Origin of the sequence: Streptomyces sp. NPDC021224 (genome assembly GCF_044332905.1) — a bacterium.
Classification (GTDB): Bacteria; Actinomycetota; Actinomycetes; order Streptomycetales; family Streptomycetaceae; genus Actinacidiphila.
Genome location: NZ_JBIRPW010000005.1, coordinates 326841 through 349701, shown reverse-complemented (window position 1 = coordinate 349701; position 22861 = coordinate 326841). Strand labels below are relative to the sequence as shown.

The following is a 22861-nucleotide window of genomic DNA, read 5'->3' as shown; positions in this document are numbered from 1 at the left end:
GGCCGCGTCCGTTCCGGCCAGGGCCGGACCGGCCCGGACCGGGCTCAGGCGAACGGGTCGAAGCCGTGGTACTCGTCCTCGGCCTCGTCGCGCTCGGCCTGCTTGTCCTTACGGCGCTGGGCCGCCGCGCGGGGCGCGTCGAAGCGGTGGTCCTCGCCGCGGCGGCCGAGCATCTCGGCGCCCGCCGCCATCGTCGGCTCCCAGTCGAAGACGACCGCGTCCTCGTCCGCGCCGATCGCCACGCCGTCGCCCGCCTTGGCGCCCGCCTTGCGCAGCTCGTCCTCCACGCCCAGCCGGTTGAGCCGGTCCGCGAGGTAGCCGACGGCCTCGTCGTTGTTGAAGTCGGTCTGCCGCACCCAGCGCTCCGGCTTCTCGCCGCGCACCCGGAAGAGGCCGTCCTCCTCCGTCACCGTGAAGCCGCTGTCGTCGACGGCCTGCGGGCGGATGACGACCCGGGTCGACTCCTGCACCGGGCGCGCCGCGCGCGTCTCGGCGACGATCTGCGCGAGCGCGAAGGACAGCTCGCGCAGCCCCTCGTGCGCCACCGCGGAGACCTCGAACACCCGGTAGCCGCGCGCCTCCAGGTCGGGCCGGACCATCGCGGCCAGCTCGCGCCCGTCCGGCACGTCGATCTTGTTGAGGACGACGACCCGCGGCCGGTCCTCGAGACCGCCGCCGTACGCCCGCAGCTCCGCCTCGATCACGTCCAGGTCGGAGACCGGGTCGCGGTCGGACTCCAGCGTCGCCGTGTCCAGCACGTGCACCAGCACCGAGCAGCGCTCGACGTGCCGCAGGAACTCCAGGCCCAGCCCGCGCCCCTCGCTCGCGCCGGGGATCAGACCGGGCACGTCGGCGATGGTGTAGACGGTCGTGCCCGCGGTCACCACGCCGAGGTTGGGCACCAGCGTGGTGAAGGGGTAGTCGGCGATCTTCGGCTTGGCCGCGGACAGCACCGAGATCAGCGACGACTTGCCCGCGCTCGGGTAGCCGACGAGGGCCACGTCCGCGACGGTCTTGAGCTCCAGCACCACGTCCCGCGCGATGCCCGGCTCGCCCAGCAGCGCGAAGCCCGGCGCCTTGCGGCGGGCCGAGGCCAGCGCCGCGTTGCCGAGGCCGCCGCGACCGCCCTGCCCGGCCACGAAGGACGTGCCCTGGCCGACCAGGTCGGCCAGCACGTTGCCCTGGCCGTCCAGCACGACCGTGCCGTCCGGCACCGGCAGCACCAGGTCCTGGCCGTCCTTGCCGGAGCGGTTGCCGCCCTCGCCGGGCTTGCCGTTGGTGGCCTTGCGGTGCGGGCTGTGGTGGTAGTCCAGCAGCGTCGTGACGTCCTGGTCGACCACCAGGAGGACGTCGCCGCCGCGGCCGCCGTTGCCGCCGTCCGGCCCGCCCAGCGGCTTGAACTTCTCCCGGTGCACGGAGGCGCAGCCGTGGCCTCCGTTACCCGCGGCGACGTGCAGCTCGACGCGGTCCACGAAGGTGGTCATGGCGGTTCCTCCAGATACGTACGGGTGTGCGCCCTACGGCGCTGTCATAACACGCCGAGGGCGGCCCCGCTTCCCGTGCGCCGGGAAGGGGATCCGCCCTCGGAAAGTCCTCAGCGTGCCGTTCAGGCAGCCGGAACGATGTTCACGACGCGGCGGCCCCGCTTCGTGCCGAACTCGACCGCACCGGCCGACAGCGCGAACAGCGTGTCGTCCTTGCCGATGCCCACGCCCGCGCCGGGGTGGAAGTGCGTGCCGCGCTGGCGGACGATGATCTCACCGGCGTTGACGACCTGGCCGCCGAAGCGCTTGACGCCGAGCCGCTGAGCGTTGGAGTCGCGACCGTTCCGGGTGGACGATGCGCCCTTCTTGTGTGCCATCTCTCCTCAGTCCCTTACTTCGCAGCCGCGGCGGGGATGCCGGTGATCTTCAGCGCCGTGTACTGCTGGCGGTGACCCTGGCGACGCCGGTAGCCGGTCTTGTTCTTGTAGCGCAGAATGTCGATCTTCTGGCCCTTGTGGTGGTCGACGATCTCGGCCTGGACCTTGATGCCGGCCAGCACCCACGGGTCGCTGGTGACGGCTTCGCCGTCCACCACGAGCAGCGTGGAAAGCTCGACGGCGTCGCCGACCTTGCCGGTGGAAATCTTGTCGACCTCGACGATGTCGCCGACGGCCACCTTGTGCTGGCGGCCACCGCTGCGCACGATCGCGTACACGCGGAACTCACTCTCTGCTCGATGCGGAACCCCTGATGCCAGCCGTCCCACGGTGCTCGACGGGAGGCCTCGACCGGCCGGGCCGGAAGGAATGTGCTCAGGAGATGGGCGTGAAACGCCGAGGGTCAACTTTACGTAGCGGCTCCGCCGCGGGTCAAATCGCCCGCTGCCGCGCCACTGAAACGCTCACCCTGCGCCGCAGAGGAAGCCTCCACGCCGCAGGGTGAGCAGGGCACCGCCCTACGCGGAGGCCTACTCCGCCGGGGTCGCCGTCTTCTTCGCGGCAGCCTTCTTCGTCGTCGTCTTCTTGGCCGCGGCCTTCTTCGTCGCCGTCTTCTTGGCGGCCGCCTTCTTCGCCGGGGCCTTGCGCGTCCGCTTCTTCGGCTCCGCCTCGGCGGCGGGGGCCTCCGCGGCTTCCGGCTCGGCCGCGGCAGCGGCGGGAGCCGTCGCCGGGACGACGACCACGGCCGCCTCCTCCGCCGCAGCGGGGGAGCCCGCCGGGGCGGTCACCTTGCGGGTGGCGCGGCGCCTCGTACGGGCCGGGGGCTCCGTGGAGACCTCGGGCTCGGGCAGCGCCGCCGCCGGAGCGGGGGCCGCGGCCTCGGCGACGACCACGACGGCCGCCTCCTCCGCCGCCGGCGGCGCACCGGCCGGGGCCGTCGCCTTGCGGGTGGCGCGGCGCCTCGTACGGGCCGGGGGCTCGGTCGAGACCTCGGGCTCGGGCAGCGCGGCGGCCGGCTCGACGTCCGGCTCGCTCACCGGCACCACGACGACCGCGGGCTCCTCCTGCGTACCGGACACCGCGGCGGGCGCACCGGCGGGCGCGGTGGCCTTGCGGGCGCCCCGCCGCCGGGTGCGGCCGCGCGACTGGTTCGCGGCGGCCTCCGCCTCGGCGGCCGTGCCGAACCACTCCTCCTCCGGGTCGCCGACGGCCGGTACGAGGTCGGACTCGCCGACCTCGATCGGCTCCAGCTCCGGCACCTCGTCGGCCTCGACGGCCTCCGTCTCCTGGACGTGCTCGTGCTCGTGGGGCTGCGCGTCCGCGCCGGTCTTGCCGCCGCGGCGCTTGCGCTTGCCGCCACCGCCGCCCACCGTCGTGGCCTGGTCCATGTGCACGATGACACCGCGCCCGTTGCAGTGGACACAGGTCTCGGAGAAGGACTCCAGCAGGCCCTGCCCGACCCGCTTGCGGGTCATCTGCACCAGGCCCAGCGAGGTGACCTCGGCCACCTGGTGCTTGGTGCGGTCCCGCCCGAGGCATTCGAGCAGCCGGCGCATCACCAGGTCGCGGTTGGACTCCAGGACCATGTCGATGAAGTCGATGACGACGATGCCGCCGAGGTCCCGCAGCCGCAGCTGGCGGACGATCTCCTCGGCCGCCTCCAGGTTGTTGCGGGTGACGGTCTCCTCGAGGTTTCCGCCCTGCCCGGTGAACTTGCCGGTGTTGACGTCGACGACGACCATCGCCTCGGTCTTGTCGATGACCAGCGAACCGCCGGACGGCAGCCACACCTTGCGGTCCAGCGCCTTGAGCAGCTGCTCGTCGATGCGGTACGTCGCGAAGACGTCCGTCTCGGACGTCCAGCGCGACAGCCGGTCGACGAGGTCGGGCGCGACATGCGCGACGTAGTCGTGGATGGTCTCCCACCCGTCGTCGCCGCTCACGATGACCTTGGAGAAGTCCTCGTTGAAGATGTCGCGGACGACCCGCACGGTCATGTCGGGCTCGCCGTACAGCAGCGTCGGCGCGTTGGAGCCGCCGCCCTGCTTGGCCTTGCGCTGGATGTCGTCCCACTGCGCCTGCAGGCGCTCGACGTCGCGGCGCAACTCGTCCTCGCTCGCGCCCTCGGCGGCGGTGCGCACGATGACGCCCGCGTCCTCGGGGACGATCTTCTTGAGGATGGTCTTGAGCCGGGCCCGCTCGGTGTCGGGCAGCTTGCGGCTGATGCCGGTCATCGAGCCCTCGGGCACGTAGACCAGGTAGCGGCCGGGCAGGCTGACCTGGCTGGTGAGCCGGGCGCCCTTGTGGCCGATCGGGTCCTTGGTCACCTGCACCAGCACCGGCTGGCCGGACTTCAGCGCGGACTCGATCCGGCGCGGGCCGCCGGACAGGCCGAGCGCCTCGAAGTTGACCTCACCCGCGTAGAGCACGGCGTTGCGGCCCTTGCCGATGTCGACGAAGGCGGCCTCCATCGACGGCAGGACGTTCTGCACCTTGCCCAGGTAGACGTTGCCGACGTACGAGGTGGCCTGCTCCTTGTTGACGTAGTGCTCGACGAGGACGTTGTCCTCCAGCACGCCGATCTGGGTGCGCTCGCCGTTCTGCCGCACCACCATGACGCGCTCGACGGCCTCGCGGCGCGCCAGGAACTCCGCCTCGGTGATGATCGGCACCCGGCGGCGGCCCTGCTCGCGGCCCTCCCGGCGGCGCTGCTTCTTGGCCTCCAGACGGGTCGAGCCCTTGATCGACTGCACCTGGTCGGCGCCGGTACCGGCCGCCTCCTGCTGCGGGCGCGGCTCACGGACCCTGACGACGGTGCGCTCCGGGTCGTCGGAGTCGCCCGCGTGCGTGTCGTCCGCGCCCGCGTCACCGCTGCGGCGACGACGGCGACGACGGCGCCGGCTGCTGCTGCTCCCGCCGGAACCGCCCTGCGCGTGACCGTCCTCGTGCTCGTCGGACTCCTCGGCCTCGTCGCCGTCGTGCTCGTGCTCGTCGTCGTCCTCGTCGGAACCGCCCTCGCCGTCCTCGGCGTGGTCGGCGGCGTCACCGCGGCGACGGCGGCGGCCACCGCGACGGCGGCGGCGGGAGGTGTGACGGCCCTCGCCGTCGCCCTCGGCGTCCTCCGCCTCGGCCTCCTCCTCGACGTCCTCGGGCTCGGTGTCCTCGGTGATCTCGACGCTCTCGGGCGCGGCCTCCTCCACGGCGGCGGCGCCACGGCGGCGCCGGCGGCGGCGCGACCCGCCGCCCTCGTACTCCTCGGCGGCCGGCTCCTCCGGCGTCTCCGTCCGCTCGGCCCGCTCGACGGCGGGCGCGGGGGTCGGCGCGACGAAGACCGGCGGCTGGAACAGCGAGGTCGCCGGTGCGGCGGCCCGGCGGCGGCCGCGCGCGGGCGGCTCCGGCTCGGTGCGCACGTCGAGCACCACGCGCTCGGCCGGGATGCCGAAGGCGTCGGCGATCGCGGTGACCGCCATCGCGGCGGCCTCCTCGGGCGTGTCGCCGTAGCCGCGGATCTCGTAGGCGTCGTCGACCTCGACGGCCCAGCCGTCGCCGTCGCGCAGCGCGCGGCCGGTGTAGGCGTCGGTCGTGGGCGCGGCGGCGGGGGCGGCCGCGGGCTCCTCCTCGCGGGGGGCCAGCGCGCCGGGCTTCAGACGCCGGGAGGAGTCACCGGCGGAGAAGGTGGCGGCGGGAGCGGCCTTCTTCCGCGTCCGCCGCGGCCGCTCGGTGGGCTCGGCAGCGGCAGCCGCCGGGGCGGGAGCGGACTCGGCGGCCGGGGCCGGAGCCGTCTCGGCGGAGGGGGCGGACGCCGCGCGGGTGGCGCGCCGCCGGGCACGGGGCGCGGGGGCGGCCTCCTCGGCGGGGGCCTCCTCGGCGACCGCCGGGCTCTCCGTCTTGCGGGTGGCGCGGCGGGACCTGGGCGCGGCCTCCTCCTCTGCGGGCGCCTCAGCCGTCTCCGCCTCGGCGGACGCGGCGGGGCTCTCCGCCTTGCGCGTGGCACGCCGACGGGCACGCGGCGCGGGAGCCGCCTCCTCCTGCTGCTCGGGCGCCTCAACCGCCTCCGGCTCGGCGGACGCGGCCGGGGCGGCGGCCTTGCGGGTGGCGCGGCGGCTCTTCGGCGCGGCCTCCTCCTCGGCGGGGGCCTCCTCGGCGACCGCCGGGCTCTCCGCCTTGCGCGTCGCACGCCGACGTGCACGCGGCGCGGGAGCCGCCTCCTCCTGCTGCTCGGGCGCCTCGGCCGTCTCCGGCTCGGCGGACGCGGCGGGGCTCTCCGCCTTGCGGGTGGCGCGCCGCTGGGCGCGCGGCGCGGAAGCGGCCTCCTCCTGCTGCTCAGGCGCCTCAGCCGTCTCCGGCTCGGCGGACGCGGCCGGGGCGGTGGCCTTGCGGGTGGCGCGGCGGCGCTTGGGGGCCGCGGGCTCCTCGCCCTCGGCAGCGGCCTCGGCCGGCGCCTCGGCGGGGGTCTCGGGGGCAGCCGCCGCGGTCTTGCGCGTACGGCGCCGCGCGGGGGCGGCCTCGGCCTCGGTCTCCGGGGTGGTGTCGGTGCCGGCCGGCGGTCCCGCGGGGCGGGAGGCGGCACGGCGGCGGCGCGGCGGCGCCGCCTCCGCGGGCGTGTCGGCCCCGGCGGCCTGCTTCTCGTTCGTCTCGTTCTGGTCGGGCATTCGGGCAGTGCTCCCGTCGCGCTCCCGGGCGCCGCGTCCAGTTCGGAAGGGGCATGCCGCTTGGATCGCGGTTGCCGCCCTCCGGGGCGCGGGCGCCGCACGGGAGCTTGCTGTGTCGCTCGTCGGCCGCCCGTGCGGGGGCCGACGAAAGTCTCATGTGGTCAGCGGCGCCGGACCCGGGTGGCTCCCTGGTGCGTCGGCGACGCGCGTGACGACGCGGCTACGCGGTACCGGCGGGCACCGCCGCGGCGTCGCGATCGGGCGCGAGCGGGTCGGTGACCGTTCCGGTGTCCTCGGCGAGCGGCCCCTGCGCCAGCCTGGTCACCGCTGCGGGGACCGGCGGCGCGAGGTCGGCCGTCGCCTGAAGGCCGGACAGTACGTCGTCGGGCCGTACGGCAGGTGTCAGGTGCCGCACAACCAGCCGCAGTATCGCACAGGCGCGGTCCTGCGGCGTATCGGTACCCGGGCGCGGCGCGCCCGGGACGGCGGCGGTTCCGTCCTCCTCGACCACCTCGAACCGCGTGACCGCGGCCCGGCAGTCGAAGGTGCGGATGCCGTTCTTCGTGCTGCGCTGTACTTCCACGGTGTCCGCGGCGAGGAACGCCTCGACCGCCCGCCGGGCGTCGGCGGGCTCCACACCGTCCAGCCGGAGCTGCCACACCGACGCCTCCAGGCGCTCGGCCAGACCCGGTGTGCGGGCCTCGACGGCCTCGATGACATCGAGACCGGGCGGCAGCGACTCGTCCAGCAGGATCCGCAGCTTCTCCGGGTCACGGGAAGCCGACAGGCCGATCTCCAGATACTCCGCCTCGCTGCCGACGCCCGTGGGTGCGGCGTTGGCGTACGACACCTTGGGGTGCGGGGTGAAGCCCGCGGAGTACGCCATCGGCACCTCGGCCCTGCGCAGGGCCCGCTCGAAGGCGCGCTGGAAGTCACGATGGCTGGTGAACCGGAGGCGGCCCCGCTTGGTGTAGCGCAACCTGATGCGCTGCACCGTCGGCGCGGGCGGCGGGCCTTCGGGCTGTCGCTTGCCCAGTGTCGTTCAGTCCCTACGAGGAGTCGGCGGACATCGTCGTCTCCAAGGTTACGCCGCGCGGCCGTACGCCGTCGCCGCGCGGCCGTACGCCCGGCCGGTCAGCGCCGGTCGTCGTCCTCCCACGGCAGCCGCTTCGGCTCCGCCCCGCGCCGTACGGGCTCGCGCGGCTGCGCGCCGAACAGCACGTGCCGCACCGTCCTGCGGGCCTCGGCCACCGCGTCCGCCACCGGCCGCCACACGGCCCGCCGGTACCAGCGCCCCGCCGCCCGCACCGCGCGCAGCGCCGGGGCGCCCGTCCAGCCCCACACCCACGCCACCGGCTCCGCGACCAGCACCCGCGCGGCCCAGAGCAGCGCCCGGCCGAGCGCGCGCGACACGAACGCGGTGCCGCGCCACGCGAAGCACAGCGCCGCCCACAGCTCACGCGCGAGCGGCACCACGACCCGGCGCCACAACGCGCCGCCCGGCCGCCGCACCCCCCACGCGAACACCCACCCCACGGCCCGCCCGACCGCCCGCCCGACCAGGACCACACCCCGCCACACCAGGCCCAGCACCCACCCGACGGCCCGCCCGACCGGCACGACCGCCCACCGCCACACGAACGTGCCCGGCCGCACCAGCAGATACGTCCCGAGGAAGCGCAGCACCGCGCGCAGCGCGCGCCCGGTCGGCAGCGTCACCCGGCCCCACAGGAACCGCACCGCCGCACCCATCGCCCGCGCGACCGGCACCGTCACCCGGTGCCACAGGAAGCCCGCGACGGCATCGACCGCCCGCGCCACGGGCACGAGCCCCCACCGCCACACCGCCACCGCGACCGGCCGCACGACGTACCGGTAGAACGCGACGAGCGGCACGACGAAGAGGTAGCGCCCGACGGCGTAGAGCACCGGCAGCACCACGCGGCGCCACGTCCACCGCAACGCCTCGCGGCACGCGCGCGCCACCGCGAGCAGGGCGTCCCACACGAGGCGTACGGGCAGCACGACGGCAAAGGTCACGACGCGTACGGGTACGCGTACCGCGACCACCAGGCACCCTTCGCCCGCGGGCGGCGCCTCCTGTTCCCCCACCACTCCGTGAACGTAACAGCCGCGCCCACCCGGCGGATACGCCCCCAACAGCCTCTTGCGGCAAGCCCCTGACGGGCGCATCCCCCTGCGGGGGCAGGCCTTGCGGGCGAGGGCACTCGTTTTTCGGGGGCGCGGGGAACTGCGCGCTCAGCCCCCACCGGGGGAAAGGCACCATGCCACGCCAAGTGGCAATCACCTCAAGGGGCGCGTGGGGGCACTGCGCGAGCAACCCACCACCGGCGGACGATCGTGAAACCCACCCCGGGGGGCAACCCGCGGCGCCGCCGCGGAAGCCTCACGCAGTGAGGAGGCGGGTGAGGGCGGTCACGCCCGCGGTGATGTCGGGCGGGGTGCGGGCCGCGTACCCGAGGACGAGGCCCGGCGGGCCGGGCAACTGGCGGTGCCAGGAGAGCGGATGCACCTTCACCCCGTGCCCGAGCGCCGCCGCCGCGACCTCCGCGTCGGACCCCACCCCGTACGCCTCCAGCGTGACGGTGATGTGCAGTCCGGCGGCGGCGCCGTGGACGACCGCTCCGGGCAGCATCTCGCGCAGGGCCGCGACCATCGCGTCCCTGCGCCTGCGGTGTCTGCGGCGCAGCAGCCGCAACTGCCGCTCCAGCGCCCCGGTCCGCATGAGCCGGGCGAGGACGAGTTGCGGGAGGGTCGCGGTGCCGAGGTCGGCGAATCGTTTGGCCTCCACGAGCGCGTCGTGGTGCCGTGCGGGCACGAGCACCCAGCCGATGCGCAGCGCGGGCGCGAGGAGTTTGGAGACGCTGCCGGTGTAGCAGACGTGGTCGGCGAGCAGTGCGCGCAGCGCGGCGACGGGTGGGCGGTCGTAGCGGTGTTCGGCGTCGTAGTCGTCCTCGACGACGAGCCCGCCGTCGTGCGCGGCCCAGTCCAGGAGGGCGCGGCGGCGGCGTCCGCCGAGCACGACGCCGGTGGGGAACTGGTGCGCGGGTGTGACCAGTACGGCGGGGGCGCCGGTCGCGCGGAGCGCGTCGACGCGCAGGCCGTCGGCGTCGACGGGGACCGGCGGGGTGCGCAGCCCGGCGCGCACGAGGTGCTGGCGCACGCCGAGGGAGCCGGGTTCTTCGAAGGCGAGGGTGTCGATGCCGTCGGCGGCGAGGAGTTGGGCGAAGAGGCCGAGTGCCTGGGCGGTGCCGCCGACGATCACGACGTCGTCCGGGTCGGCGCGGATGCCGCGGTTCCCGGCGAGCCAGGCGGCGACCTCGCGGCGCAGGGCGGGGGCGCCGCGCGGGTCGCCGTAGCCGAGGTCGGCGGCGGGGAGGTCGGTGAGGACGGCCCGTTCGGCACGCAGCCATTCGGCGCGGGGGAAGGCGGCGAGGTCGGGCGCGCCCGGTGAGAGGTCGATCCGGGCGGGCGCCGCGCGGAGCCGGTCGAAGGCGTCGGAGCCGGGTGTCCCGTCGAAGGGTGTGGCGCCGGTGGCCGGTGCGGGCGGACGCCCGGGGGCCGTCCGCCCGCCGGCCTGCGCCGTCAGCGGCGCCGCGACCACCCGTGTGCCCGCCCGGCCGTCCGCGACGGTGTGGCCGTCCTCCGCGAGGCGGCGGTAGGCCTCGGTGACGACCCCGCGGGAGACGCCGAGGTCGGCGGCGAAGGTGCGGGTGGCGGGCAGGCGCGCGCCGAGCGGGAGCCGTCCGTCGTCGACCGCGCGGCGCAGTTCCGCGGCGAGCCAGGCGGCGCGTCCGCCGGGCGGCGCGGTGGCGATGTCGAGCTGGAGGAAGTCCGTGCCCGGCGTGCTGCCGGCGGACGGTATGGACCGGTCGAGAGGCTGCCCTTTGGACCTGTTCACCGGGCCATTGTGGCAGCAGGGTGGTGCCGCGGGCCACCCCCGCACCCTCGCCCCGAGCCCCCGCCCGGCGGGCGGAGCCGCCTCCCGCACCGGCCGCGACTCCGCGTCCGGCGGGTGGAGCCGCCCCGCGCGCCGTCGCCCCGGGGCCCCGTCCGGCCGAGCAACGGCCCTTCCCCGTACCGGAGTCGCCATGAGTACCGCCTTTCTCCTCACTGCCCTCGTCGTGTGCCTGACGCCCGGGACCGGGGTCGTCTACACGCTGTCCGCCGCGCTCGCGCACGGGCGGCGGGCCGGGGTGGTGGCCGCGGCCGGGTCCACGCTCGGGATCGTGCCGCACGTACTGGCCACCGTGACGGGGGTGGCCGCGCTGCTGCACACCAGCGCGCTCGCCTTCCACGCGCTGACGTACGCCGGGGCGGGGTGGCTGCTGGTCATGGCCTGGTCGACGCTGCGGGACCGGGACGCGCTGGTCGTGCCGGGCGACGCGGACGGCGCGCCCGAGCGGCCCGCCGCCCGCGTGATCGGGTCGGCGGTGCTGCTCAACCTCCTCAACCCCAAGCTGACCCTGTTCTTCTTCGCCTTCCTGCCGCAGTTCGTACGGGACGACGACCCGCACCCGGCCCGTCGGATGCTGGTGCTGAGCGGGGTGTTCATGCTGATGACGTTCGCGGTCTTCGCCGGGTACGGGCTGCTGGCCGCGTCGGTGCGGCAGCAGGTCGTGGCGCGGCCGCGGGTGCTGACGTGGGCCCGGCGGGTCTTCGCGGGCTCCTTCGTGACGCTGGGCGCGCGGCTGGCGCTGGCCGCCCGCTGACGCCCTCTCCCCGAGCCCCGCCCGCGGCACCTATGGTGAACGCGGGCACGGGCGGGGACGGCGACGGGGGGCGACCGCGTGATCAGCGAGCCGGAGATGGAAGGCGGCGAGGACGCCCCCGCAGCGCCCGGCACGGACCCCCTCGCGGAGCAGCCGCGCCTGCCCTTCGCACGCCGGTCCCGCGAGGACGCGGACCCGGGCACGGACCCCCGCACCGAGGTGCTCAGCGGCAGCGGCCGCCCGCCCCGCCCGCCCCGGCTGAGGCCGCTGCTGCTCCGGCTCCGGGAGCGCCCGTGGGTGTGGGCGGTGTGCGCGGCCGTTGTGACCTCGGCCATATGGGCGGGGGTGCTCGCGGGCACCGGGTACGGCCGGGCCTCCGCGCCCGACCTGCACGGCTACCACGTGGGCGACCGCAACCCCTGCACGTACCTGAACCTGCGGCCGCTCACCGCCCACCTGGACGCCCAGTCCTTCGGCCAGACGCCGCCGACGATCGCGCACAGTGCGGCGCTGGACCACGTCGAGTGCGAGCTGATCGCCGACCGGCAGGACGGCGGCGACGGCTGGACGTCCACCTACACCGTCTCCGTGACCGTGGACCTGCACAAGAAGACCGACCCCAGCACGGAGTTCGACGCGACCGGCGACGCCGTGGGGGCGCATCCGCACATCCCCGGGGCGGGATTCCTCGTCGTGGACATCGCCGAGCGGACGTCCCACCCGCGCGGCCTGGGCGACCGGGCGAACCTGGTCAGCTCGCAGTTCCGCCAGTCGCTGGGGGTACGGCACGGCGGGGCCGTCCTCACGCTGACGCTGACCGGGACGAACGACTGGGATCCGGCCCGCGGCCCGGAGCCCGACATCGCCTCCCGTCCGCCCGTCATCGACACCACCGCGCAGGCGAAGGACCTCGTCCCGGCGATGCGCACCCTGATGGCGGCGCTCTCCTCGTGACGGGACGCGCCGGTACGTCGGACGGCGGCAGCCCCGGCGCCCGGCACGGCGCGTCCGGCGACCCCCACCACGCGGATACGTAACGTCGTCGCATGACGACCAAACGTTACTTCCCGGTGTGCGGGTGGAGACCGGCGGTGGGGACGGCCCTCGCGTGCGTGGGCCTGCTCGCCGCCGCACCCACCGCGCTGGCGGCGCCGGGCGCGCGGGACATCGGGATGCCGCGCACCGCCGTACGCCCTCCCGTCCACGCGCCCGCGCACGCCCAGGGGCAGATGCCCGCCCCGGCCCGCGCGTCCGCGCACACGCCCGCCCGCGTGGGCGGCAGCCCCCGGGCCACCCGCCAGGGCGGCTCGCTGCTGCTCGACGAGACCTTCAGCGGCACCTCGGTCGCCGACCCCGGCTTCCAGCCGCTGGACACCACCTGCCTGACCGGCGCCACCACCGCGCCCCCGGCCGGCGAGTCCACCACCGGGCCGTGCACGGAAGCCGACCAGACGACCCCGCCGGTGCCCACCCCCGGTGTCACGCCGGGCTGGCTCCAGCTCACCGACAACGGCAACTACCGCGTCGGCGGCATCGTCTACAACCGCCCGCTGCCGGGCAACGGCGGCCTGGAGGTGCAGTTCGACCAGTACCAGTACGGCGGCAACGGCGCCGACGGCATCGGCTTCTTCCTCGTCGACGGCGCCCACGACCTGACGTCCGCGGGCGCGACCGGCGGCTCGCTCGGCTACGCCCAGCGCAACCTGGAGCCCGGCGTCGACGGCGGCTACCTCGGCGTCGGCCTCGACGCGTACGGCAACTTCGTCAACGACGGCGAGCAGCGCGGCCTGGGCTGCCAGCCCCCCGAGGTCTCCCCCGTGCAGGCAAACCCGCCCGCCCAGGTCCCGGACACCGTGACGCTGCGCGGCCCCGGCCAGGACCTGAACGGCTACTGCTTCCTGGCCTCCACGATCACGCCGGACGCCACCCAGCCGTCCGGCTACGTCACCACGCTGCCCGGCAGCCTGCGCGGCCCCGGCAGCACGCCGGACGACGCGCAGCGCACCGTGCGGATCAGCGTCAGCGCCAGCGTGATGCCGCTCGTCACCGTCGAGATCGACTTCCACGACGGCAACGGCTTCCAGACCGTGCTGACCCACCAGATGACGGAGAAGGCGCCGCCCACCTACAAGCTGGGCTTCTCCGGCTCGACCGGCGGGCTCACCGACACCCACCTGATCCGCAACTTCACCGCGTCCTCCGAGGTGCCCGTCGACGAGCTCAACCTGGTCAAGACCACGGCCTACCCGCCCGGCACCGACCCGGGCACGCTGCACGCGGGCGACACCGTGCCGTACCAGTTCCTGGTCACCAACACCGGGCCGACGACCCTCACCGGCGTCAGCGTCACCGACCCCGACGTCACCGGCATCACGTGCCCGCGCGACACCCTCGGCCCGATGGGCACCCCGACCTCGTCGATGGTCTGCACCGGCAGCCACACGCTGACCGACGAGGACGTCGCGGGGAAGACGGAGTTCACCAACACCGCGACCGCGCACGCCACCGGCTCCACGGGCGAGAACGTCGACTCCAACGAGTCCTCGGCGACCGTGCCCGTGGAAGGCCCGGCGCAGCCCGGCCTGGACATCACCAAGACCGCCGACGCGACCTCCGCCGAACCCGGCCAGAAGGTGGGCTACACCCTCACCGTCACCAACACCGGGACCACCCCGCTCACCGCCGCCCAGGTCACCGACGACCTCAGCGACGTCCTGGACGACGCCACCTACGACGGCGACGTCTCCGCGACGACCGGCACCGCCACCGTCACCGGCTCCACCCTCACCTGGACCGGCGACCTGGCACCCGGCGCGAGCGCGACGATCACCTACTCGGTCACCGTCCGCGGCGACGGCTACGACCACCCGGCGGGCAACGGCACCCTCACCAACTCCGCCACCACGACCACCCCCGGCGCCACCTGCTCCAGCAACCCCTCGGGCGCCCTCCCCTGCACCGTCACCATCCCCGTGACCTGCGAACCCACCCGCACTCCCCCGCCCACCACCTACGGCACCCGCCGTTCCTGACCCCACCCGCCGCGGGCCCCGTCACCCCTGACGGGGCCCGCGGCGCGCGCTCAGCGGTGGCAGCGGCAGCGGCGCCCGCAGCCACAGCCGCAGGACGTGGCGTCGTCGGCGAGCAGCCCGAGGCCCACACCGAACATCCAGGAGTCCTTCGCCAGCGCGATGCCGTTCTGCGTCGGCCAGACACTCCCCGGCTCCCGCATCCCGGGCGTGCGCCCGTAGAGCCCCAGCAGCGCCCCGGAGAACCCGGTCAGGAACGCCCCGGCCACCGCCCCCGGCACAAACGGCGCCAGCAGCAGCGACCCCGTGGCGATCTCCCCGCACGACAGCACCCGCAGGAACTGCTGCGGACTGAGCTTCCGGAACACCGGATACGCCCCACAGGCCATCCCGTGCAGCATCTCGGCGGTGGCCTCGTCACCCTTCCACTTCTGCAGTCCCGAGTGCAGGACGAAAGCCCCGGTGGCCACCCGGGGCGGGAGCTGGCGCAGCTTCATGACCGGATTCCTCCCGTCGCGACATCCCCCTCCCCCCAGGGTCCCAGCCCTGCCCCACCCCGCCACTCGACAACGAACGCACAGGCCGGCGCCATGTTCAGGACGGCGACATGTTCAGGACGGTCCGCAGCGCCCCGCGCCGCACACCGGGTCGTGGTCCCGCGCCCAGAGCCCGAGATCCCGCTCGGTCGCCCGCGCGACATGGACCAGCCGGCGCTGCCGCAGCCGCGGCTCGGTGGACGGAAGGGCGCGGAAGTCGTCGGCGCGCATCCGCAGCGCCGTGCGCACCTGCTCGCCGTCGGCCATCCGCACCAGCGCCCCGCACCACCACTGCCCCTCCACGGCGGGCAGCCGGGGAGAAGCCGGGTCGGGGTAGAGGAAGTGCTGCGACGCCAGGTCCACGTGCGCCCGCAGCCAGACGCCGTGCTCGCTCCGCTCCGCGGTCCTCTCCCCCGTCCCACCGAGCAGGGCGAGCAGCGCCTCGCCGTCCAAGGCCTTCAGGACCCGCGCCTCACGCGGTGCCCTGACCGGCCACGAGGTCAGCCCGGCGCGCTCGCGCGGGGACAGGCCGACAGGTCCCGGCCGCGGCTGCGGGATCGGGGGCGGGGGTGTCCAGCGGAAACCGGCCCGCTCGATCTCGCGGTGCATCCACTCCCGCTTCTCGGGGCCCGAGACCTGCCAGACGTAGCTCATCGGGCGCTCGCGCACCGCCCGGTCGTACGCGGACGGGCGGCGGGCGCCGGCCGGACGCCGCCGTCGCGGACCGAGCGGCATGTTGTCGCACAGGTCCGCGAGGAAGCGGATGCGCGACAGCGCCTCGGCGGGATCCGCTCCCTCACGGCGCGCGCGGCCCGCCAGCGCGCGGATCTGCCCGAGCGCGACGGCCGTCAGGTACGCCGCGAGCTCCCGGTCGTCGACCTCCCGCACAACCCCCGCCTTGTCACTGCCCCGCGGGCGCGCCGGTCGGGGAGTTGACGACGCTCAACGGGAGGAGCTTCTTGCCCGTCGGGCCGATCTGGATGTGGGTGTCCATCTGGGGGCAGACGCCGCAGTCGAAGCAGGGGGTCCAGCGGCAGTCCTCGACCTCGGTCTCGTCGAGGGCGTCCTGCCAGTCCTCCCACAGCCAGTCCTTGTCGAGGCCGGAGTCGAGGTGGTCCCAGGGCAGGACCTCCTCGGCGGTGCGCTCGCGGGTGGTGTACCAGGGGAGGTCGATGCCGGCGGCCGGGAGGACGGCGTCGGCGGCGCGCATCCAGCGGTCGTAGGAGAAGTGCTCGCGCCAGCCGTCGAAGCGGCCGCCGTCCTCGTAGACCGCGCGGATCACCGCGCCGACGCGGCGGTCGCCGCGGGAGAGCAGGCCCTCGACGATGCCGGGCTTGCCGTCGTGGTAGCGGAAGCCGATGTTGCGGCCGTACTTCTTGTCGCCGCGGATCGCGTCGCGCAGCTTCTCCAGGCGCGCGTCGGTCTCCTCGACGCCGAGCTGCGGCGCCCACTGGAAGGGGGTGTGCGGCTTGGGCACGAAACCGCCGATGGAGACCGTGCAGCGGATGTCGTTCTGCCCGGTGACCTCGCGGCCCTTCTGGATGACGCGCTTGGCCATGTCGGCGATCTGCAGCACGTCCTCGTCGGTCTCGGTGGGCAGGCCGCACATGAAGTAGAGCTTCACCTGCCGCCAGCCGTTGCCGTACGCGGTCGCGACCGTACGGATCAGGTCCTCTTCGGAGACCATCTTGTTGATGACCTTGCGGATGCGCTCCGAGCCGCCCTCGGGGGCGAAGGTCAGACCGGAGCGGCGGCCGTTGCGGGTCAGCTCGTTCGCCAGGTCGATGTTGAAGGCGTCGACCCGGGTGGACGGCAGCGACAGGCCGATCTTGTCGTCCTCGTAGCGGTCGGCCAGGCCCTTGGCGACCTCGGCGATCTCGCTGTGGTCGGCGGACGACAGCGACAGCAGGCCGACCTCCTCGAAGCCGGTCGCCTTCAGGCCCGCCTCGACCATCTCGCCGATGCCGGTGATGGAGCGCTCGCGCACCGGGCGGGTGATCATCCCGGCCTGGCAGAAGCGGCAGCCGCGCGTGCAGCCGCGGAAGATCTCCACCGACATCCGCTCGTGCACGGTCTCGGCGAGCGGCACCAGCGGCTGCTTCGGGTACGGCCACTCGTCGAGGTCCATGACGGTGTGCTTGGACACCCGCCACGGCACCCCGCTGCGGTTCGGCACGACCCGGGCGATCCGGCCGTCGGCCAGGTACTCCACGTCGTAGAAGCGCGGGACGTACACCCCGCCGGTGCGCGCCAGCCGCAGCAGCAGCTCGTCGCGCCCGCCCGGCCGGCCCTCGGCCTTCCAGGCGCGGACGACGTCGGTGATCTCCAGCACGGCCTGCTCGCCGTCGCCGATCACGGCCGCGTCGATGAAGTCGGCGATCGGCTCGGGGTTGAACGCGGCGTGCCCGCCCGCCAGCACCACCGGGTCGTCCACCGTGCGGTCCGCCGCGTTCAGCGGGATACCGGCCAGGTCGAGCGCGGCGAGCATGTTGGTGTAGCCCAGCTCGGTCGAGAAGCTCAGGCCGAAGACGTCGAAGGCCCGCACCGGGCGGTGCGCGTCCACCGTGAACTGCGGCACACCGTGCTCGCGCATCAGCGCTTCCAGGTCCGGCCACACGCTGTACGTGCGCTCGGCGAGCACGCCCTCGCGCTCGTTGAGCACCTCGTAGAGGATCATGACGCCCTGGTTGGGCAGCCCCACCTCGTACGCGTCCGGGTACATCAGCGCCCAGCGCACATCGGTGGCGTCCCACTCCTTGACGGTGGAGTTCAGCTCACCGCCCACGTACTGGATCGGCTTCTGGACGTGCGGGAGAAGTGCTTCCAAGCGCGGGAAGACCGACTCGACAGGCATCTCGGCGACTTTCATCAGCTGACGGTGGGCGGTGGTCCCGGGGCGGCGACGCGCCCCGACGGGGACGGGTGACCCTCAAGAGTACCCGGCCGCCCGCGCCTCCCGGTCCGCGTGCGCCCACGCCCGGGGGAGTTCCGCCCGCGCCCGCGCCGCCAGCGACCGCTCGGCCCGCGCCATCGCCTGGTACGGCCCCGGGTCCTCCCCCGCCGCGCGCGCCCGCGCCACCGCGCCCTCCAGGGCCGTACGGCACATCACACTGTCCTGGTGCTCGCCCAGCAGCTCCTGGAGCCGCTTCATCCGCGCGGAGTGCGCCTTCGCCGCGCCGCCCAGCACCGGGCGCACCGCCTCGCCGCTGTAGCGCGCCCGCTTGGCCGCCTTGCGGGCCTCGTGCAGCGCGGTGTCGCGCGCCGCGCCGGGGGCAGCCGCGAGCGCCGCCGCCATCCGGGAGCGCAGCCGCGCCAAGTCCCGCCGTACGGTCGCCTCCGCGGCGGGCCCCGCCGGGCGGCCCGCCGCCTCGCGGTACGGGGGTGCGGACGTCAGCGCGTCCAGCGCGCCGAGCAGCGCGGCGTACCGGGCGCCGTCGAGCGTGCGCAGCACCGCCGCGTGCGCCGCGAGGGCGCTGCCCGTGCCCAGCGCGTGCAGCCGCCCGCGGACGGCGCCGGGGGGCGCCGGCCCCACCCCCTGCTCCAGCTCCGCGAACCGGAGCGCCAGGCGCTCCGCGAGGACCTCGCGGTCGCGTTCGGCGCCCAGCTCGGCGGTGAGCCACTTCAGCTCCGCGGCCAGCGGGTCGGTGGCGGACCGGGCCAGCTCCGGGCGGAAGCTCTTGAGCGCGCTGCGGGCTCTGCGGGTGGCGACCCGCATCTTGTGGACGGCGTCCGGCTCGCCGCGGCGGACCTCGGGGTCCAGCGCGTGGAGCGCTGCGAGCTGGGCTTCCAGGTACGAGGTGGCCGTGCGGCCGGCTTCGGCACCCATACGGTTGACGCTACCCGTGCCCTCGCCGGGCAAGCGTTTTTCCGGGGCACGTGGGGCGCCTCCCACGCACCCCCCCCCAAACGGGCGGAGCCCCTACGCGGACATGGGTCTTTGCATCTTCACGGATTGCAGGAGCCCTATGGCAATACAGTTCGCGAACATCGACGACCCTCCGTAGGAGACGAAGGGCAAGGGGATGCCGGTCACCGGCATGATGCCCAGCGTCATGCCGATGTTCTCGAAGGACTGGAAGGCGAACCAGGTCACGACGCCCGCGGCCACGATCGTGCCGTAGAGGTCGGTCGCGCCGCGGGCGATCGCGCAGGCGCGCCAGAGGATGACGCCGATCAGGGCGATGATGAAGGCCGCGCCGACGAAGCCGAGTTCCTCACCGGCGACGGAGAAGACGAAGTCCGTCTGCTGTTCGGGGACGAACTGGCCGCTGGTCTGGCCGCCGTGGAAGAGGCCCTTGCCGAGCAGGCCGCCGGAGCCGATGGCGATACGTGCCTGGCTGGTGTTGTAGCCGACGCCGGAGGGGTCGAGCGCGGGGTTGGCGAAGGCCGCGAAGCGGTCGATCTGGTACTTGTCGAGGATGCCGAGCTGCCAGACCAGGACGGCGCCGACGATGCCGGAGCCGATGAGGCCGAAGATCCAGCGGTTGGGCGCGCCGGAGGCGAGCAGGACGCCGAGGACGATCGCGCCGAGCACCATGACGGAGCCGAGGTCCGGCATCAGCAGGATGATGAGGATGGGCAGCATTGCCAGCGCGAGGGACTGCATGACGGTGCGGTGGTCGGGGTGTTCGCGGTCGCCCGCGTCGACCCGGGCGGACAGCACGACGGCCATCCCGACGATGATCGCGACCTTGACGAACTCCGAGGGCTGGAGCGAGAAGCCGCCGCCGATGACGATCCAGGAGTGCGCGCCGTTGACGGTGGAGCCCAGCGGGCTGAGCACCGCGAGGATGCCGAGGATCGCGAGCCCGTAGTAGAAGGGCACGACGTCGCGCATCCGGCGGTGGCCGATGACGACCGTGCCGATGCCGAGGGCGGTGCCGATCCCGGCGTTCATCAGGTGCCGGATCAGGAAGTAGTACTGGTCGCCGTGGGTGAGGTTGGTGCGGCCGCGGGTCGCGGAGTAGACCAGCAGCGTGCCGATGCCGGTGAGCATCAGCGCCGCGAAGAGCAGCACCCAGTCCATCCGGCGGAAGACCGAGTCGCGCGCGAGGATCTTCCCGAGGGTGGACTTCTCGGGGGTGTAGCGGGGGACGCTCGCGTAGCCGGATGCGGTCATGACCAGTACTTCCTGCCGAGCAGCAGCTTCTCCGGTCGGCCGGGGCCGAGCGCGGCGACGGCGGGGGCGGCGCCGCCCGAGGTCGCCGGGCCGTCGGCGGGGACGGTGAACTGGTCGGTGGCGGGCACGGTGTACGAGGCCTGCGTCACGACGCCGTCGTCGGAGATCTTCGGCAGCGTGTTCACCGGCTTGGGCATGAGGCCCTTCTTCGGGTCGATCGTGGCGCTGTCCTTGGTGATGCCGTACATCGCCTCGTAGATGCGCCGGACGGCCTCACCGGAGGCGCCGGAGCCGGTGCCGCCCTGGGAGATCGTCATGACGATCGTGTAGTCCTTGGTGTACGTGTCGAACCAGGACGTGGTCTGCTTGTTGTAGACCTCGGCCGTACCGGTCTTGGCGTGCAGCGGGATCTTGTCCTGCGGCCAGCCGCCGAACTTCCAGTCGGCGGTGCCCTCGGTGACCACGCCGGCCAGCGCGTTGTCGATGTACTTGATGGTGGCCTTGGTGTCCGGGAGCTTGCCGGTGGCCTTGGGCGCGATCGGGGTGACGGTCTTGCCGTCGGCGCTGACGATCGCCTTGCCGATGGTCGGCTGGTAGAGGGTGCCGCCGTTGGCGAGGGCCGCGTAGACGCGGGCCATCTGCACCGGCGTGACGAGCGTGTCGCCCTGGCCGATCGCGTAGTTGACGGAGTCACCGGCGCGGATCACGTTGTGGTCGGCGCACTTCTCGATGGAGTTCTCGACCACCAGGCTCTTCTGCTTGTCGTTCTTGTGCTGGGCGGCGGTGCGGCACCAGTAGTCGTGCATCTCGTCGTTGTAGTCCGAGGCCCACTGCCGGTCCGGGACGCGCCCGGTGACCTCGCCGGGCAGGTCGACCCCGGTCTTGGCGCCCAGCCCGAACTGGTGGGCGGTCTTGAAGAACCAGTCCTTGGGGTGCTTGGGGTTGGTGCCGCCGTCCTTCTGCCACTCCTGGTACGCCACCCCGTAGAAGACGGTGTCGCAGGAGACCTCCAGGGCGCGGCCGAGCGAGATGTAGCCGAAGTTCTCGTTCTCGAAGTTCTGGAAGGTGCGGTCGCCGATCTGCATCGAGGACGAGCACATGTACTTGCCGTCGGGCTCGTAGCCGGCGTTGATGGCGGCGCTGGTGGAGATGACCTTGAAGGTCGAGCCCGGCGCGGACTGGCCCTGGATGGCCCGGTTCAGCAGCGGGTAGTCGGACTTCTTGTCGATCAGCGCGTTGTACGCCTTGGCGGAGATGCCGCCGACCCACTCGTTGGGGTCGTAGGTGGGCAGGCTCGCCATGGCGATGATGCGGCCGGTGTGGTTGTCCATGACGACCGCGGCGCCGGAGTCGGCCTTGTAGTTCTTGTGCGTGACGGTGTCGTACGTCTTGCGCGCGGCCACCATCGCGTCGTTCAGCTCTTTCTCGGTGACCGCCTGGACGCGGGCGTCGATGCTGGTCACGAGGTTGCTGCCGGGCTCGGCGGGGGTGTCGCCGGCCTTGCCGATGACGCGGCCGAGGTTGTCGACCTCGTAGCGCGTGACGCCCGCGGTGCCGCGCAGCTGGTCGTCGTAGACGCTCTCCAGGCCGGAGCGGCCGATCTGGTCCGAGCGCAGCAGCGGCGCCTTGGTCTTCTCCGACGCGCTGACCTCGTCGTCGGTGACCGGGCCGAGGTAGCCGAGCACCTGCGCCGCGTTGGACTTGAAGGGCCCGGCGTAGCGGCGTACGGCGGTGGGCTCGGCGGTGATGCCGGGGAAGTCCTCGCGCCGCTCCATGATCTGCAGGGCCTGCTGGGTGGTGGCCGAGTCGGTGATCGGGATGGGCTGGTAGGGCGAGCCGTTCCAGCACGGCTTGGGCGTCTTGGCGTCGCACAGCCGGACCTTGTCCATGACCTCCTGCGGCGTCAGGCCCAGCACCCCGGCGAGCCGGGTGAGCACGGCGGTGCCGTCGTCGGCCTGCTTGAGCAGGTCGGTGCGGGAGGCGGAGACGACGAGCTTGGTCTCGTTGTCGGCGAGCGGCACCCCACGGTCGTCCAGGATGGCGCCGCGGACGGCGGAGGTGACGACCTGCTGGATGTGGTTGCTCGCGGCCTTCTCGTCGTACTGCTGGCCGTTGCGGATCTGCAGGAACCACAGCCGGCCGCCGAGCGTGAGCAGCAGCGACACCACCAGGATCTGCAGGATGACCAGCCGGATCGTCACCCGGGTGGTGCGCCCGGTCTCCGGGATGTTGCCGCTCATCGCCTGGCCCCCCTGACCATCGTGCCGCCCCTGCCGAACAGTCCGCCGCGGGGTGCGGCGAGACCGGTCCTGATGCGTCCGGCCCGGCCGCCGCCGTAGCCGCCGGAGACGTCCTCGGACATCGGGTCGTGGTCGAAGTGCCGTGCCATCGCCATGACCAGCGGCACCACGAAGGGCGCGAGCAGCAGGTCGTAGATCGCCGCGGTGACGACCAGTTTGGCGAGGCCCACGTGGGCGCCCGCGGTGTCGCCGACGAGACTGCCGACGCCCGCGTACAGCAGCGTGGTGGCGACGGCCCCGCCGATGACGACGAGCATGGGCCCGGCGGCGGTGCGCAGCCTGCCGCTCTCCGGCTTGGCCAGGCCCGCCGCGTAGCCGACGACGCACAGCACGAGCGCGTAGCGGCCCACCGCGTGGTCGGCGGGCGGCGCGAGGTCGGCGAGCAGTCCGGCGAAGAAGCCGATGAGGCAGCCGGCGACATGGCCGTAGCTGATGGCCAGGCCCAGCACGGTCAGCAGCAGCAGGTCGGGCACCGCGCCCGGCAGGTGCAGCCGGGCCAGCACGCTGACCTGGACGACCATCGCCACGACGACCAGCACGGTGGGGAGCACGATCCGGTTCAGGCGCATGG

17 protein-coding genes are annotated in these 22861 nt (G+C 74.0%); 3 read left to right on the top strand and 14 right to left on the bottom strand.

Translation table 11 applies throughout. The annotated features are described in order from the left end of the window. Positions 1-44 precede the first annotated feature (44 nt). The 7 genes from obgE to ACH4PY_RS15700 form a co-directional block, all read right to left on the bottom strand. Positions 45-1484, bottom strand: coding sequence for a GTPase ObgE (obgE, locus tag ACH4PY_RS15730; RefSeq protein ID WP_398181624.1), 1440 nt, complete (start codon positions 1482-1484; stop codon positions 45-47). 122 nt (positions 1485-1606) lie between these two features. Continuing rightward, positions 1607-1861: a 50S ribosomal protein L27 gene (rpmA, locus tag ACH4PY_RS15725; protein ID WP_398181621.1), complete on the bottom strand. Its 255-nt coding sequence runs from the start codon at positions 1859-1861 to the stop codon at positions 1607-1609. Between the two features lie 14 nt (positions 1862-1875). Then, complete coding sequence (gene rplU, locus ACH4PY_RS15720; RefSeq protein ID WP_031514535.1) at positions 1876-2199, bottom strand: 50S ribosomal protein L21; 324 nt, start codon at positions 2197-2199, stop codon at positions 1876-1878. A gap of 252 nt (positions 2200-2451) precedes the next feature. Then, positions 2452-6573 (bottom strand): Rne/Rng family ribonuclease, encoded by a 4122-nt coding sequence (locus ACH4PY_RS15715; protein WP_398181617.1) that lies wholly within the window; start codon positions 6571-6573, stop codon positions 2452-2454. Positions 6574-6793: 220 nt separating this feature from the next. Continuing rightward, positions 6794-7567 (bottom strand): TIGR03936 family radical SAM-associated protein, encoded by a 774-nt coding sequence (locus tag ACH4PY_RS15710; protein WP_398181614.1) that lies wholly within the window; start codon positions 7565-7567, stop codon positions 6794-6796. A 140-nt stretch (positions 7568-7707) separates the two neighbouring features. Further along, the gene (locus ACH4PY_RS15705; protein ID WP_398181611.1) at positions 7708-8688 is read right to left on the bottom strand and encodes a hypothetical protein; all 981 of its coding nucleotides are present in this window, start codon (positions 8686-8688) and stop codon (positions 7708-7710) included. A gap of 292 nt (positions 8689-8980) precedes the next feature. Next, the gene (locus ACH4PY_RS15700; RefSeq protein ID WP_398181608.1) at positions 8981-10495 is read right to left on the bottom strand and encodes a PLP-dependent aminotransferase family protein; all 1515 of its coding nucleotides are present in this window, start codon (positions 10493-10495) and stop codon (positions 8981-8983) included. Between the two features lie 190 nt (positions 10496-10685). Here ACH4PY_RS15700 and ACH4PY_RS15695 point away from each other — a divergent pair, with 190 nt between their 5' ends. The 3 genes from ACH4PY_RS15695 (at position 10686) to ACH4PY_RS15685 (ending at position 14338) form a co-directional block, all read left to right on the top strand. Further along, the gene (locus ACH4PY_RS15695; protein ID WP_398181605.1) at positions 10686-11306 is read left to right on the top strand and encodes a LysE family translocator; all 621 of its coding nucleotides are present in this window, start codon (positions 10686-10688) and stop codon (positions 11304-11306) included. Positions 11307-11384: 78 nt separating this feature from the next. Beyond that, positions 11385-12260 carry a hypothetical protein gene (locus ACH4PY_RS15690; protein WP_398181602.1) on the top strand — a complete coding sequence of 292 codons (876 nt, stop codon included), beginning with the start codon at positions 11385-11387 and terminating at the stop codon, positions 12258-12260. A gap of 92 nt (positions 12261-12352) precedes the next feature. Further along, positions 12353-14338, top strand: coding sequence for an isopeptide-forming domain-containing fimbrial protein (locus ACH4PY_RS15685; RefSeq protein ID WP_398181599.1), 1986 nt, complete (start codon positions 12353-12355; stop codon positions 14336-14338). Positions 14339-14388: 50 nt separating this feature from the next. Here ACH4PY_RS15685 and ACH4PY_RS15680 read toward each other — a convergent pair whose 3' ends face one another. The 7 genes from ACH4PY_RS15680 to mreD all read right to left on the bottom strand — a co-directional run bounded on the left by ACH4PY_RS15680 (position 14389) and on the right by mreD (position 22859). Then, a complete protein-coding gene (locus ACH4PY_RS15680; RefSeq protein WP_398181597.1) occupies positions 14389-14832 on the bottom strand; it encodes a hypothetical protein in 444 nt (147 codons plus the stop codon). A 114-nt stretch (positions 14833-14946) separates the two neighbouring features. Further along, complete coding sequence (locus tag ACH4PY_RS15675) at positions 14947-15759, bottom strand: hypothetical protein (RefSeq protein ID WP_398181594.1); 813 nt, start codon at positions 15757-15759, stop codon at positions 14947-14949. A gap of 13 nt (positions 15760-15772) precedes the next feature. Further along, positions 15773-17725, bottom strand: coding sequence for a TIGR03960 family B12-binding radical SAM protein (locus ACH4PY_RS15670; protein WP_398182143.1), 1953 nt, complete (start codon positions 17723-17725; stop codon positions 15773-15775). A 75-nt stretch (positions 17726-17800) separates the two neighbouring features. Then, entirely contained in the window at positions 17801-18697 is an 897-nt protein-coding gene (locus ACH4PY_RS15665; protein WP_398181591.1) for a CHAD domain-containing protein, read from the bottom strand. Positions 18698-18790: 93 nt separating this feature from the next. Continuing rightward, entirely contained in the window at positions 18791-19990 is a 1200-nt protein-coding gene (gene rodA, locus ACH4PY_RS15660; protein WP_398181589.1) for a rod shape-determining protein RodA, read from the bottom strand. Next, on the bottom strand, positions 19987-22230 hold the full coding sequence (gene mrdA, locus ACH4PY_RS15655) for a penicillin-binding protein 2 (RefSeq protein ID WP_398181586.1): 2244 nt from the start codon (positions 22228-22230) through the stop codon (positions 19987-19989). The genes rodA and mrdA overlap by 4 nt, the downstream gene beginning before the upstream one ends. Then, positions 22227-22859, bottom strand: a complete 633-nt coding sequence (gene mreD, locus ACH4PY_RS15650) for a rod shape-determining protein MreD (RefSeq protein ID WP_398181583.1) — start codon at positions 22857-22859, stop codon at positions 22227-22229. The genes mrdA and mreD overlap by 4 nt, the downstream gene beginning before the upstream one ends. Positions 22860-22861: the final 2 nt, after the last annotated feature.

Coding starts and splice junctions, on each gene's coding strand:
- obgE (WP_398181624.1), bottom strand. CDS start 1,484: ATGACCACCTTCGTGGACCGCGTCGAGCTGCACGTCGCCGCGGGTAAC.
- rpmA (WP_398181621.1), bottom strand. CDS start 1,861: ATGGCACACAAGAAGGGCGCATCGTCCACCCGGAACGGTCGCGACTCC.
- ACH4PY_RS15715 (WP_398181617.1), bottom strand. CDS start 6,573: ATGCCCGACCAGAACGAGACGAACGAGAAGCAGGCCGCCGGGGCCGAC.
- ACH4PY_RS15695 (WP_398181605.1), top strand. CDS start 10,686: ATGAGTACCGCCTTTCTCCTCACTGCCCTCGTCGTGTGCCTGACGCCC.
- ACH4PY_RS15685 (WP_398181599.1), top strand. CDS start 12,353: ATGACGACCAAACGTTACTTCCCGGTGTGCGGGTGGAGACCGGCGGTG.
- ACH4PY_RS15680 (WP_398181597.1), bottom strand. CDS start 14,832: ATGAAGCTGCGCCAGCTCCCGCCCCGGGTGGCCACCGGGGCTTTCGTC.
- ACH4PY_RS15670 (WP_398182143.1), bottom strand. CDS start 17,725: ATGCCTGTCGAGTCGGTCTTCCCGCGCTTGGAAGCACTTCTCCCGCAC.
- ACH4PY_RS15665 (WP_398181591.1), bottom strand. CDS start 18,697: ATGGGTGCCGAAGCCGGCCGCACGGCCACCTCGTACCTGGAAGCCCAG.
- rodA (WP_398181589.1), bottom strand. CDS start 19,990: ATGACCGCATCCGGCTACGCGAGCGTCCCCCGCTACACCCCCGAGAAG.
- mrdA (WP_398181586.1), bottom strand. CDS start 22,230: ATGAGCGGCAACATCCCGGAGACCGGGCGCACCACCCGGGTGACGATC.
- mreD (WP_398181583.1), bottom strand. CDS start 22,859: ATGCGCCTGAACCGGATCGTGCTCCCCACCGTGCTGGTCGTCGTGGCG.